Below are 12,454 nucleotides of genomic sequence, written 5' to 3' on the forward strand. Positions count from 1 at the left end.
TGCCGCCGTTATTCAATCAGACCAGCCCGGTCTTTTGCTTCAGGCTCGCCATCACTTCGGCCTTGTTGATTTGGTACTGCTGCAGGCCGTTGGCGCGCAGATGACAGGCCGCACATTCACCGCAGCCATTGCCTTTGATGCCGTTGTAGCAGGTCAGAGTGTCCTGCTGCACCAGCTCCAGCTGATGGTAGTAATCTGCCAGTGCCCAGGTTTCTGCCTTGTTCAGCCACATCAAAGGCGTTTCAAAGCGGATATCGCGGGCGATGCCCAGTACTATCGCCTGGTTCAGCGCTTTGACAAACTCGTCGCGACAGTCTGGGTAGCCGGAGAAGTCGGTTTCACACACGCCGGTGATCACCGCTTCAGCTTCGACCTGATAGGCATAAATCGCCGCCAGCGTCAGGAACAGAATGTTGCGCCCCGGCACAAAGGTGCTCGGTAACCCATTGCTCTGCGTGCTGTCGTAGGCGGGAACCGGAATGTTGTCACGGGTCAGGCTGCTGATAGCCAGCTCATTGAGCAGGCCTACGTCCAACAGCTTATGCGCCTTGGCCCCCAGGGCCACTGACAGTTCCTGAGCCACCTCAATTTCGGCACGATGACGCTGGCCGTAGTCGAAGGTGACGCAGTGAACTTCATCATACTGTTTCAATGCCTGAATCAAGCAGGTCGTGGAATCTTGTCCACCGCTGAAAACGACAACCGCGCGCTTCATAAAATAACCTCAATTTATTGCTGAGACCCTACCCGATACACATTCGGGCGGTAAGATAAAAATGCGTTGCGGCAGCAATGGTAGCAGAAATGGTGGCATACCGCTGGGCCGGGCAAATTCAGTCGGTTGATGGAGGCGTGGTATTTTCTACCGGCGGTGGCAGCCAGGCCTGACAGAAATCGAACCAACCGTGGGCCGTCAGGGTGACGCCATGAATGCGCGGCGGCGCGCTGATTTGATACTGATAGTGAAACAGCGGAGTGATGATCGCCGCCGCCATAAGCTGCTGATAATAGTCTTTCAATTGCTGGTAACGCGTTTGCTGCGCCGGGAGCTGCTGGATCTGTTGCAGCGTTTGTTGCTGGTGCTGCCAGCGGGCGTCGGGCAGGATACCGCGCCACAGCGTATCTTGCCGTAGCCAGCTTTCCAGCGTGGCTTCCGGTGACTCTCCAATCAGATTATCCGCCAGCAGCAGATCGGCCTGTTCGATTTGTTCGGCGCTTTGCCAGCGTTTACCTGCGTAGTAGCGCAACTCCAGCTCGCAGCCGTGTTGCGCCAACAGTTGCTGCAAGGCCACCGTGACCGTCTCCAGTTCCACCGGGGGCCGATACAACAGCGTCAATTTAGCGGGCAGGGCAATATCCTCAGCGGCCTGATGTTGTGGAATTGCCCAGCCGGGCAGCATCTCACTACTGGGGGTGATGACGCTGTTGGGCACCGGCAGATTGGCCAACAGGCCGGATTGCTGGATCAGCATCAGCAGTTTTTTTCCCTGAGCCTCGCTGAGCACGCCGTGCTTCAAATTTACCGCCAGATAGCACCAACCCAGACTCATGCTGCGCTGTACCGGCCGCGCTAATGCTATCTCTTCCTGCTGACCGAGGGTAATGCGTACCGGATGCTGGCAACTGGTATAAGCCTCACCGGTGTTCAACTCGGGTGTGATCCAATACTCGATGCTCTCAAGAAAAGGATGTTGCAAATGGTAAAACGGGTGTTGCTCCAGCCGGACCAGGTGCGGTTGGTTCAGCGTCAGCTTAAACGGGCCGGCTCCCATGCCCGAAGCCTCCGGATGGGTCAGCAGACAAGGCAACTCCGCCAGCCGGTGCGCCAGCCAGTAGTCCGGACACTGTAAATCAAACTGCAGGCACAGCGCATGGGGAAGGCTGATAGCGGCAACGTTGGCCAGGCTCGGTTGGCTGCGAGGATGGTGCTGCAGTTTTTCCAGCGTTTGCAGCAGTTGCTGGCCGGTTAGCGGCTCACCGTTGTGCCAGCGCAATTGGCTGCGCAGAAAGAACTGCCAGCGCAGGCCGTCATGGCTGATTTGCCAATGATGGGCCAGATCTGATTGCGGCTCGGGGTTACCGGTATTAAAGCGAGTCAGGCCGGCATGCAGGGTGGCGACCAAATGCTGTTCGGCGCGGCCGGTCAGGGTCAACGGATCCAGCGATTCGAGCGTACGGTAGTAGGGGATACGCAGCGTTGGGCTGCCGGCTTGCCATTGCCCCCCAAGATGGGGGCTGAGCAGCTCCTGCAAATGTTGCGGATCCAACTGCGCCATTTCCAGCGCTCCCTGATGATCGCCTTCCTTCAGCAACCTTTGCAGATGGGCTGCACGTAGTTCATCCGGCGTTTTCAGGCAGTGCAGGTGCGCACGTTTGCCGCGCCCGGGCTGTGACTGCCAGTTCAGCCAGCCCTGATCCTGCAGTTGTTGCACCAGCGTGCGGGCATGGCGCTCACTGCAATAGAACATTGCCGCCAGCTCGCCAACGGTAATGGCGACCGGTGTGCCACCGAGCTGCTGGTACAGGCGTTGATACTGGCTGAGGCGGTGGGTCAGGCGCATGATGGGAAATCCGGAACAGTTTTCCAGAATTGTTCACTATTACTTCCGTAAATACCATCCCATACTGCACGGACTGTAATCGCGTTCACATTCACGAGGTTTTTATGTATCGCCTGGCGGCTTTTGATATGGATGGCACTTTGTTGACACCGGATCACCGGGTCGGGCCGGAGACTCTGGCGGTGCTAAAGCAACTTGTTGAACGGGACATGGTGGTGACTTTCGCCACCGGGCGCCACTACCTTGATGCACAGCCGATCATGGCGCAGCTGGGCCTGCAGGGTTATCTGATTACCGGCAACGGTACGCGGGTCTATGACGACCGGGGGCAGCAACTGCAGGCTACCGATTTGCCGGCCGATATTGCCGAAGAGGTACTGCATACCCACTGGCGTACCGACGCCAGCATGCACGTCTTCCGTGATGAAGGCTGGATGACTGAGTTTGCGGTGCCGGAGGAAATGTTGCAGGCCCACCACCTGAGCGGCTTCCATTATCAGCTTACCGAACTGCGGCGTTTACCGGCGTTCGGCAACAGCAAGGTTTGTTTTGCCGGGCCACATAAGGAACTGCTGAAACTTCAGGTGCAGCTGCGCCGGCACTTTGCTGCGCGGGTTGATCTCTGTTTCTCGGCCTATGAATGCCTGGAGGTCTTGCCGCTGGGCTGCAACAAGGGCTCGGCGCTGGATATGCTGAGCCGCCATCTGGGGCTGAAGATGGCGGACTGTATGGCGTTTGGTGATGCGATGAACGACAAGGAAATGCTGGCGACGGTAGGGCGCGGAGTGGTGATGGGCAACGCCCTGCCACAATTGAAGTCGCTATTGCCACAGCTACAGGTTATCGGCCACTGCGAGCAGCAGGCAGTGGCCCACTATTTGCAACATTGGCTGCGTTCACCTTACCTCACCTATTCCCCCGAATTATGAGGCTTTATTGGCAGCCGGCCGGGTAGACTTACCCGGCTTTTTTTCGTCTGAACCTGCTGATTACAAATCTGCCAACTGCGCCAGATAAGGCGTCAGATCACCGATATTGTTTCTGACCCATTCCGGGTTGTAATAGGTGTCCAGGTAGCGCTCACCGCTGTCGCACAGCAGAGTCACAATCGAACCCTGCTCGCCGTTTTCCCGCATTTGCTTCGCCAACTGCAGCGCACCCCACACGTTGGTGCCGGTGGATGCCCCTACCTTGCGTCCGAGCACCGTTTCCAGCCAGTGGATAGTGGCGACGCTGGCGGCATCCGGCACGCGGATCATGCTGTCGACCACCGACGGAATAAAGGATGGCTCGGCGCGTGGGCGGCCAATACCCTCGATACGGCTGCCACAACTGCCGATAAGGGTGCGGTCATGCTGGTGGAAGCAATCATAGAACACCGAATTTTCCGGATCGACCACCGTCAGGCGGGTGTCGTGCCCCTGATAGCGGATATAGCGGCCCAGGGTCGCAGAGGTACCACCGGTGCCGGCGCTCATTACGATATGCTTGGGTACCGGGAAAGGTTCGCGTTCCATCTGGCGGAAGATGCTGTCGGCGATGTTGTTGTTGCCGCGCCAGTCGGTGGCCCGTTCAGCGTAGGTGAACTGATCCATATAGTGGCCGTTCAGCTCTTTCGCCAACTGTTCGGAGACGGCGTAAATTTGCGCCGCATGGTCGACGAAGTGACAGCGACCGCCGTAGAACGCGATCTGCTCAACCTTGCGGCGTGCGGTACAGGAAGGCATGACGGCAATAAACGGCAGGCCAATCAGCCGGGCGAAGTAAGCTTCGGATACCGCGGTACTGCCGGAGGAGGCCTCGATAATCGTGGTGTTTTCGGTGATCCAGCCGTTACACAGACCATACAGAAACAGTGAACGCGCCAGCCGGTGCTTCAGGCTGCCGGTCGGGTGAGTGCTTTCATCTTTCAGGTACAGGCAGATGCCGGGAAATTCCGGCAGGTTCAGGCGAATCAGGTGAGTATCGGCGGAGCGTTGAAAATCCGCTTCTATTTCACCAATAGCATATTTTACCCAAGAATTTGTCATCATCTGGCCTCAGAATAGGGGGCTTGTTTGTTGCATAATATAGCCTGCCGCGAGGAAAAAAGGATTGCCATTTTTCCTGTTTAATCGCCTAATGAGAGAAAATTATTCTCCTGGTTGACGATATGTTAGATAAAACAGACCGTAAATTACTGTGCATGCTGCAGCAGGACTGTACGCAACCGCTGCAGGTGTTGGCCGACGCGGTCAATCTGACGTCAACACCCTGCTGGAAAAGGCTCAAGCGGCTGGAAGAAGAAGGTTATATCCGTGGGCGAGTCGCGCTGCTGGATAACGAAAAGCTCGGCCTGGGCCTGACGGCATTTGTGCTGATCAAAACTCAGCAGCACAGCAGCGAGTGGTATCAACAGTTCGTGCAACTGACCAAGCAGATGCCGGAGGTGCTGGCCTTCTATCGCATGGCGGGAGAGTACGATTACCTGATGCAGGTGGAAGTGGCGGATATGAAGAGTTACGACAGCTTCTACAAGCGCCTGGTGAACGGCGTGCCGGGGCTGATCGACGTCACTTCCAGCTTCGCGATGGAAAAAATCAAATACACCACCGCACTGCCGGTTCCTGAGTGAAAAGTTCACCAAATTGGCAAAGTAACGGTGGTATCCTACTCTGCTGAGGCAGAACGAGAGAAAAAACCATTACATCCTGGAATAAAACTGCGTGAGACTATTTGCTCAAATCGGCTGGTATTTCCGCCGCGAGTGGCGCCGCTACCTCGGGGCGGTGGTGCTGCTGATCATCATTGCCATACTGCAACTGTTGCCGCCCAAGCTGGTGGGGATCATTGTGGATGGCGTCACCGAAAAACAGATGTCCGGCGGCGTATTAATGGCGTGGCTGGGGCTGATGCTCGGCACTGCCGTGGTGGTCTACCTGCTGCGCTATGTGTGGCGGGTTCTGCTGTTTGGCGCATCCTATCAGCTCGCCGTGGAGCTGCGTGAAAACTTCTACCGCCAGCTTAGCCGTCAGAATCCGGCCTTCTATCTGCGCCACCGTACCGGCGATCTGATGGCGCGCGCCACCAATGATGTCGACCGGGTGGTTTTTGCCGCCGGTGAAGGGGTGCTGACGCTGGTGGATTCGCTGGTGATGGGATTAGCGGTGCTGGTGGTGATGAGTACCCAAATTAGCTGGCAGCTGACCCTGCTGTCGCTGATCCCCATGCCGATCATGGCGATCGTCATCAAGTACTACGGCGACCAGTTACACCAGCGTTTTAAATCGGCGCAGGCGGCGTTCTCCAGCCTGAACGATCAGGCGCAGGAAAGCATGACCAGTATCCGCATGATCAAGGCGTTCGGGCTGGAAGATCATCAGTCCAATCAGTTTGCCGAAGTGGCTGCCCAGACCGGGGCCAAAAACATGCACGTAGCGCGGGTGGATGCCCGTTTCGACCCGACGATTTATATCGCCATCGGTACCGCCAATCTGCTGGCTATCGGCGGCGGCAGTTGGATGGTGGTGAACGGTACTCTGACACTGGGCCAACTGACCAGCTTTGTGATGTACCTCGGCCTGATGATTTGGCCAATGTTGGCGCTGGCCTGGATGTTCAACATCGTTGAACGCGGTAGCGCGGCCTATAGCCGTATCCGCAGCCTGCTGGATGAAGCGCCGGCAGTGACGGATGGCGATCAAGCCTTGCCGGCTGGGCGTGGCAATCTGGCAATCGACATTCGCGCATTTCACTATCCGGGCAATACCCACCCGGCGCTACACGATGTGGTACTGAAGCTGGAGCCGGGGCAAATGCTCGGCCTGTGCGGCCCGACCGGTGCCGGTAAATCGACGCTGCTGTCACTGATCCAGCGCCAATTTGATGTTGATGACGGCCAGATCAGCTATCAGGGGCTGCCGCTGACCCAGGTGAAACTCGACGACTGGCGTTCGCGGTTGTCCGTAGTCAGCCAGACACCGTTCTTATTCTCAGACAGCGTGGCAAACAACATCGCGCTCGGCAACCCAGGGGCGACGCAGGAACAGATTGAGCGTGCGGCCCGCCTGGCCAGCGTGCACGAGGATATTTTGCGCCTGCCGCAAGGCTATGAAACCGAGGTGGGCGAGCGTGGCGTGATGCTTTCCGGTGGTCAGAAACAGCGTATTTCCATCGCACGCGCCCTGTTGCTGGACGCGGAAATCCTGATCCTCGACGACGCGCTGTCGGCGGTGGATGGCCGTACCGAACACCAGATCCTGCATAACCTGCGCAGCTGGGGGCAAAACCGCACGGTGATTATCAGTGCGCACCGGCTTTCGGCATTGACCGAAGCCAGCGAGATTTTGGTGATCCAGCACGGCGGCGTGGCTCAGCGTGGTGAACATGCGTCACTGGCGGCCCAACCGGGCTGGTATCGCGATATGTACCGCTATCAGCAACTGGAAGCGGCGCTGGACGAGGCACCGGAAAGCGGCGAGGAGATACTAGCCAATGAATAAGATGCAAAAGCTGTGGCCGACGCTGAAACGGTTACTGGCTTATGGATCGCCGTACCGCAAACCGCTGGGGCTGGCGGTGTTGATGCTGTGGGTCGCGGCGGCGGCGGAAGTCGCCGGGCCGATTCTGGTCAGCTACTTTATCGATAACTACGTTGCCAAAGGGCAGTTGCCGCTGACTATCGTCTGCGGGCTGGCGGCGGCCTATATTCTGCTGGAGCTGTTGGCGGCGGCGCTGCACTATTTTCAGGCGTTGCTGTTTAACCAGGCGGCGGTCGGGGTGGTTCAACGTCTGCGAACGGACGTGATGGATGCCGCATTACGCCAGCCGCTGAGCGCTTTTGATACTCAGCCGGTCGGGCAGTTGATCTCCCGGGTGACCAATGACACCGAGGTGATCAAAGATCTGTACGTGATGGTGGTGTCTACGGTGCTGAAAAGCGCTGCGCTGATTGGCGCTATGCTGGTGGCGATGTTCAGCCTCGACTGGCGCATGGCGTTGGTGGCGATCTGCATCTTCCCGGCGGTATTCGTGGTGATGGGCATTTACCAATACTACAGCATCCCTATTGTACGCCGGGTGCGTAGCTATCTGGCCGACATCAACGACGGCTTTAACGAAGTGATTAACGGCATGGGCGTGATCCAGCAGTTCCGCCAGCAGATCCGCTTCGGCGAGCGCATGAGCGCTGCCAGCCGTTCCCACTATACCGCGCGTATGCAAACGCTGCGGTTGGACGGTTTCCTGCTACGGCCGCTGCTCAGCCTGTTTTCGGCGCTGGTGTTGTGCGGCCTGCTGATGCTGTTCGGTTTCAGCGGCGAAGGGGCGATCGGCGTCGGTGTGCTGTATGCCTTTATCAACTATCTGGGGCGTTTGAATGAGCCGTTGATTGAGTTGACGTCGCAGCAGTCGATTTTGCAGCAGGCGGTGGTGGCCGGTGAGCGTATTTTCGAACTGATGGATCGCCGCCAGCAGAGCTACGGGACGGATGCTCGTCCGCTGGAGAGCGGCCGTATTGATATTGACGACCTGAGCTTTTCCTACCGTGATGACAAAAAGGTGCTGCAGCATATTTCGCTGTCGGTGCCTTCACGCGGCTTCGTGGCGCTGGTCGGCCATACCGGCAGCGGCAAGAGCACGCTGGCCAATCTGCTGATGGGCTATTACCCGGTCGATCAGGGGGAAGTGCGTCTCGACGGACGGCCTCTGTCCAGCCTTTCACACGCTACCCTGCGGCAGGGCATCGCTATGGTGCAGCAGGATCCGGTGGTGATTGCCGAATCGGTACTGGCCAACGTCACTCTGGGGCGCAATATCAGTGAAGAAGCGGTCTGGCAGGCATTGGAAAGGGTGCAACTGGCTGAGTTGGTTCGCTCTTTCCCTGAAGGCATTCACACGCGGCTGGGCGAGCAGGGTAATAACCTGTCGGTGGGTCAGAAGCAGCTATTGGCGATGGCCAGGGTACTGGTACAGGCACCGAAGATCCTGATCCTCGACGAAGCCACCGCCAACATTGACTCGGGTACGGAACAAGCTATTCAGCGGGCGCTGAGTTTGATCCGCGAGCACACCACGCTGGTAGTGATCGCTCACCGTTTGTCGACCATTGTTGATGCCGATTCGATTCTGGTGTTGCACCGTGGTCAGGCGGTCGAGCAGGGTAACCATCAGCAACTGCTGGCGCAGCAGGGGCGTTACTACCAGATGTATCAACTGCAACTGGTGGGTGAAGAGCTGGCAGCCGCCAACCGCGAAGAAACACAAACTGCATGATCTATGAGGCCGCTTGAGCGGCCTCTTTCTTTTCCCGCCACGCACCATAAACAGGCATCGCTGCGTTTTAAATCCCTTTCTCTGCACTTTTTCGACGCGTCACGCACCAAAATAGTGCGCAATATTTAATCAATCCCCTGTGCGATAGCCTGCCATTGGCTAGCGGCGTTGCGTTACACCCCTGCCTGGTCGGTTAATTTGCTGAATTAGCGTACCAATCCATTTATGGCATAGCCTTTGCTTTATAAGACTCGTACCAGGGGTGAGTTTGGGCTTAATTCGTGGAGGGGCAATATGAAGCTGGTGACCGTGGTGATTAAACCATTCAAGCTGGAGGACGTGCGTGAAGCCCTATCCTCTGTGGGTATTCAGGGGCTGACCGTAAGCGAAGTAAAAGGCTTTGGTCGCCAGAAGGGGCATGCTGAGCTCTATCGTGGAGCCGAATACAGCGTCAACTTCTTACCTAAGGTAAAAATCGACATCGCTATCGCCGACGATCAGTTAGACGAAGTGGTCGATGTTATCAGTAAAGCGGCCTACACCGGCAAAATTGGTGATGGCAAAATTTTCGTTGCCGAATTGCAACGTGTCATTCGCATTCGCACCGGCGAAACAGACGAAGCAGCACTGTAATCACTGGCTCAGTAAAGTAATGGGGATGGATTGATAATGAAAAAACTTTTATCCATGTTGGGCCTGAGTACGGTAACCATGGTTCCTTCTTTGGCACTGGCCGCTCCGGCGGTCGCAGACAAGGCGGATAACGCCTTCATGATGATTTGCACTGCTTTGGTGCTGTTCATGACCCTGCCGGGTGTCGCTCTGTTTTACGGCGGTTTGCTGCGTTCCAAAAACGTGCTCTCCATGTTGACCCAGGTCACCGTTACCTTTGCCTTGGTGTGCGTGCTGTGGGTGCTTTATGGCTACAGCCTGGCTTTCAGCGAAGGTAACGCCTTCTTCGGCGGTTTCCAGACGGCGATGCTCAAAGGCATTGGCATCGACAGCGTCACCGGGACCTTCAGCCAGATGATCCACGTGGCGTTCCAGTGTTCGTTCGCCTGTATTACCGTTGCGCTGGTGGTGGGCGGCTTTGCCGAGCGTATCCGCTTCTCTGCGGTGGTGATCTTCGCAGCCATCTGGTTCACCATTTCTTACCTGCCGATTGCCCACATGGTGTGGGGCGGCGGCTTCCTGGCCGCTGATGGCGCGTTGGACTTTGCCGGCGGTACCGTCGTGCACATCAACGCAGCGAGTGCCGGTCTGGTTGGCGCTTACCTGCTGGGCAAGCGTGCCGGTTTCGGTAAGGAAGCTTTCAAACCGCACAACCTGCCCATGGTGTTTACCGGGGCTTCCATCCTGTATATCGGCTGGTTCGGCTTTAACGCCGGTTCTGCCAGCGCGGCTAACGGCATTGCGGCCCTGGCGTTCCTGAATACCGTGGTGGCGACTGCCGGCGCGATCCTCTCCTGGACCTTTGCCGAGTGGATTGTTCGTGGCAAGCCTTCCCTGTTGGGCGCCTGTTCCGGCATGATCGCCGGGCTGGTTGCCATCACGCCGGCTGCAGGCACCGTGGGTATTGGCGGGGCGTTGATTATCGGCCTGATTGGCGGTATTGCCGGTCTGTGGGGCGTGGTCACGCTGAAGAAATGGCTGAAGGTAGATGATACCTGCGACGTGTTCGGTGTACATGGCGTGTGCGGTATCGTCGGTTGCCTGCTGACTGGGGTATTCACCTCGGCCTCGTTGGGCGGCACTGGGTACGCCGAGGGCGTCACCATGGGCCATCAGGTGTGGATCCAGTTGTTGAGCGTAGTGATTACGCTGGTGTGGTCTGGTGTTGCTGCCTTTATCGCCTTTAAAGTGGCAGGGGCCATCGTCGGGCTGCGCGTACCGGAAGAGCAGGAACGCGAAGGTCTGGACGTCAACAGCCATGGCGAGAGTGCCTATAACCAATAAGCCTTGAAGAAGGGCAGTGCGCTAAAATAACTCGAAAAATAATGATGATGCAAAAAGGGCGATGTCACCATCGCCCTTTTTTTTGGCCTGCGTTTATCAGGCTTCGCGCTGGCGGATCACGCCTTCCTGTACCGTGGTGGCAACCAATACGCCGTCACGGGTATAGAATTGACCGCGTACAAATCCACGGGCGCCGGAGGCGGACGTGCTTTCCACCACGTACAGCAGCCAGTCATCCATGCGGAATGGGCGGTGGAACCACATTGAGTGATCGATGGTCGCCACCTGCATGCCCGGCTCCAGGAAACCGACGCCGTGCGGCTGCAGCGCCGTCGGCAGGAAGTTGAAGTCAGACGCATAACCCAGCAGGTACTGATGGATGCGCAGATCGTCCGGCATGGTGCCGTTGGCGCGGAACCATACGTAGCGGTGCGGTTCTTCCACACTGCCTTTCAGCGGATTGTGGAATTTGACCGGACGCATCTCAATCGGTTTCTGGCCGATAAACTTCTCACGCACCTTGTCCGGCAGCATATGCGACAGTTTTTGGGCAATGTCTGACTCAGACATCAGCCCTTCTGGTGGCGGCACGTCCGGCATGGTGTTCTGGTGTTCAAAGCCTTCTTCCGGACTTTGGAAGGAGGCGGTCATGTAGAAAATCGGTTTACCGTGCTGAATGGCGCTGACGCGACGGGCGCTGAAGCTGTTGCCGTCGCGCAGAATTTCCACGTCATAAATGATTGGCTTGCTGCTGTCGCCCGGACGCAGGAAATAGCTGTGGAACGAGTGAACGCTGCGTTCAGCCGGCACCGATTGCTTGGCGGCATACAGCGCCTGACCCACCACCTGGCCGCCGAAGACCTGGCGTAATCCCAGATCTTCACTTTGGCCGCGGAACAGCCCTTCTTCAATTTTCTCCAGATCCAGCAGATCGAGGAGGTTTTGCAGTGCCTGGCTCATAAAGTTACTACCCTTTTAATAATCATTTTGCGCAGTGTGCGGAATATCACGGCAAGACGTCAATATATTGCGTTATGGCACAGAGAAAATTGACTGAATGCTGAGCGTTATTAGAGGGCTAAGTGATTAATAGGCAGGACTAAATGGATTTTTCAGTGTTTTGTGCTAAGTTTAATAGGTGCGGTGGTGAAAGCCACCAACATGTTGATAATAAAAAAGGAGAGCGATCCATGAAACTCTGGCAAATCGTAGGTGGAGCAGCTGCATTGACCCTCACCCTGGCGGGCTGTGCCCAAAAGAGTGCGAATGTGCCTGTACCAACAACGGGAAACCCGGCGATTGCGCAAACGCAGATTCAGGGCCCAGCGGTGACTGGCTCGGTTAACATTCGCCAGCGCATTGCGCTGCCGCCGGATGCAGTACTGACCGTCACGCTCTCTGATGCCTCGCTGGCGGATGCTCCGTCTAAAGTCATTGCCCAGCGTGCGGTTCGCACCGAGGGTAAACAGGCACCGTTTAATTTTGTCCTGCCGTACAACCCGGCCGATATTCAGCCTAATGCACGCATCATCCTGAGTGCGGCAATTACGGTAAATGGGCAGATGACCTTTATTACCGATACGATCCAGGAAGTGGTAAACCGTAACGGCACCCGTGCTGACCTGGTAATGGTCCCGGTGCAGGGCGTTGCGGTTCAGGCAGCCCCGGCAACCATGCCGTAAGCC

11 protein-coding genes are annotated in these 12,454 nt (G+C 57.0%); 7 read left to right on the top strand and 4 right to left on the bottom strand.

All coding sequences use genetic code 11. From position 1 onward, the window contains the following. Positions 1-16: 16 nt before the first annotated feature. Both queC and ACSOSI_RS05335 read right to left on the bottom strand, forming a co-directional pair. Positions 17-715, bottom strand: coding sequence for a 7-cyano-7-deazaguanine synthase QueC (gene queC / locus ACSOSI_RS05330; RefSeq protein ID WP_012005542.1), 699 nt, complete (start codon positions 713-715; stop codon positions 17-19). Positions 716-833: 118 nt separating this feature from the next. After that, positions 834-2,561 (bottom strand): SgrR family transcriptional regulator, encoded by a 1,728-nt coding sequence (locus tag ACSOSI_RS05335; RefSeq protein WP_476706660.1) that lies wholly within the window; start codon positions 2,559-2,561, stop codon positions 834-836. A 104-nt stretch (positions 2,562-2,665) separates the two neighbouring features. On the opposite strand from ACSOSI_RS05335, the gene cof reads away from it, so the two are divergent. Beyond that, positions 2,666-3,490: an HMP-PP phosphatase gene (gene cof, locus ACSOSI_RS05340; protein ID WP_476706661.1), complete on the top strand. Its 825-nt coding sequence runs from the start codon at positions 2,666-2,668 to the stop codon at positions 3,488-3,490. A 60-nt stretch (positions 3,491-3,550) separates the two neighbouring features. Here the strand turns inward: cof and ACSOSI_RS05345 are convergent, their stop codons facing one another. After that, positions 3,551-4,591 carry a PLP-dependent cysteine synthase family protein gene (locus ACSOSI_RS05345; protein WP_115183133.1) on the bottom strand — a complete coding sequence of 347 codons (1,041 nt, stop codon included), beginning with the start codon at positions 4,589-4,591 and terminating at the stop codon, positions 3,551-3,553. 122 nt (positions 4,592-4,713) lie between these two features. Here ACSOSI_RS05345 and ACSOSI_RS05350 point away from each other — a divergent pair, with 122 nt between their 5' ends. The 5 genes from ACSOSI_RS05350 to amtB all read left to right on the top strand — a co-directional run bounded on the left by ACSOSI_RS05350 (position 4,714) and on the right by amtB (position 10,769). After that, complete coding sequence (locus ACSOSI_RS05350; protein ID WP_012005546.1) at positions 4,714-5,175, top strand: Lrp/AsnC family transcriptional regulator; 462 nt, start codon at positions 4,714-4,716, stop codon at positions 5,173-5,175. Between the two features lie 91 nt (positions 5,176-5,266). Continuing rightward, positions 5,267-7,042 (top strand): SmdA family multidrug ABC transporter permease/ATP-binding protein, encoded by a 1,776-nt coding sequence (locus ACSOSI_RS05355; RefSeq protein ID WP_012005547.1) that lies wholly within the window; start codon positions 5,267-5,269, stop codon positions 7,040-7,042. After that, positions 7,035-8,813, top strand: a complete 1,779-nt coding sequence (locus ACSOSI_RS05360) for a SmdB family multidrug efflux ABC transporter permease/ATP-binding protein (protein ID WP_012005548.1) — start codon at positions 7,035-7,037, stop codon at positions 8,811-8,813. Before ACSOSI_RS05355 ends, ACSOSI_RS05360 begins: the two co-directional genes overlap by 8 nt. 294 nt (positions 8,814-9,107) lie before the next feature. Then, positions 9,108-9,446 carry a P-II family nitrogen regulator gene (gene glnK / locus ACSOSI_RS05365; RefSeq protein WP_012005549.1) on the top strand — a complete coding sequence of 113 codons (339 nt, stop codon included), beginning with the start codon at positions 9,108-9,110 and terminating at the stop codon, positions 9,444-9,446. Positions 9,447-9,482: 36 nt separating this feature from the next. Continuing rightward, a complete protein-coding gene (gene amtB, locus ACSOSI_RS05370; protein WP_012005550.1) occupies positions 9,483-10,769 on the top strand; it encodes an ammonium transporter AmtB in 1,287 nt (428 codons plus the stop codon). Positions 10,770-10,865: 96 nt separating this feature from the next. Here amtB and tesB read toward each other — a convergent pair whose 3' ends face one another. Continuing rightward, complete coding sequence (gene tesB, locus ACSOSI_RS05375) at positions 10,866-11,729, bottom strand: acyl-CoA thioesterase II (protein ID WP_261130995.1); 864 nt, start codon at positions 11,727-11,729, stop codon at positions 10,866-10,868. A gap of 230 nt (positions 11,730-11,959) precedes the next feature. On the opposite strand from tesB, the gene ACSOSI_RS05380 reads away from it, so the two are divergent. Then, positions 11,960-12,451 (top strand): YbaY family lipoprotein, encoded by a 492-nt coding sequence (locus ACSOSI_RS05380; protein ID WP_012005552.1) that lies wholly within the window; start codon positions 11,960-11,962, stop codon positions 12,449-12,451. The last annotated feature ends 3 nt before the right edge of the window (positions 12,452-12,454 follow it).

It is taken from the genome of Serratia sp. AR11 (assembly GCF_056376275.1).

Bases quoted from the DNA above. Each gene is read 5' to 3' on its own strand.
- queC (WP_012005542.1), bottom strand. From the start codon at position 715: ATGAAGCGCGCGGTTGTCGTTTTCAGCGGTGGACAAGATTCCACGACC.
- ACSOSI_RS05335 (WP_476706660.1), bottom strand. From the start codon at position 2,561: ATGCGCCTGACCCACCGCCTCAGCCAGTATCAACGCCTGTACCAGCAG.
- cof (WP_476706661.1), top strand. From the start codon at position 2,666: ATGTATCGCCTGGCGGCTTTTGATATGGATGGCACTTTGTTGACACCG.
- ACSOSI_RS05345 (WP_115183133.1), bottom strand. From the start codon at position 4,591: ATGACAAATTCTTGGGTAAAATATGCTATTGGTGAAATAGAAGCGGAT.
- ACSOSI_RS05350 (WP_012005546.1), top strand. From the start codon at position 4,714: ATGTTAGATAAAACAGACCGTAAATTACTGTGCATGCTGCAGCAGGAC.
- ACSOSI_RS05360 (WP_012005548.1), top strand. From the start codon at position 7,035: ATGAATAAGATGCAAAAGCTGTGGCCGACGCTGAAACGGTTACTGGCT.
- glnK (WP_012005549.1), top strand. From the start codon at position 9,108: ATGAAGCTGGTGACCGTGGTGATTAAACCATTCAAGCTGGAGGACGTG.
- amtB (WP_012005550.1), top strand. From the start codon at position 9,483: ATGAAAAAACTTTTATCCATGTTGGGCCTGAGTACGGTAACCATGGTT.
- tesB (WP_261130995.1), bottom strand. From the start codon at position 11,729: ATGAGCCAGGCACTGCAAAACCTCCTCGATCTGCTGGATCTGGAGAAA.
- ACSOSI_RS05380 (WP_012005552.1), top strand. From the start codon at position 11,960: ATGAAACTCTGGCAAATCGTAGGTGGAGCAGCTGCATTGACCCTCACC.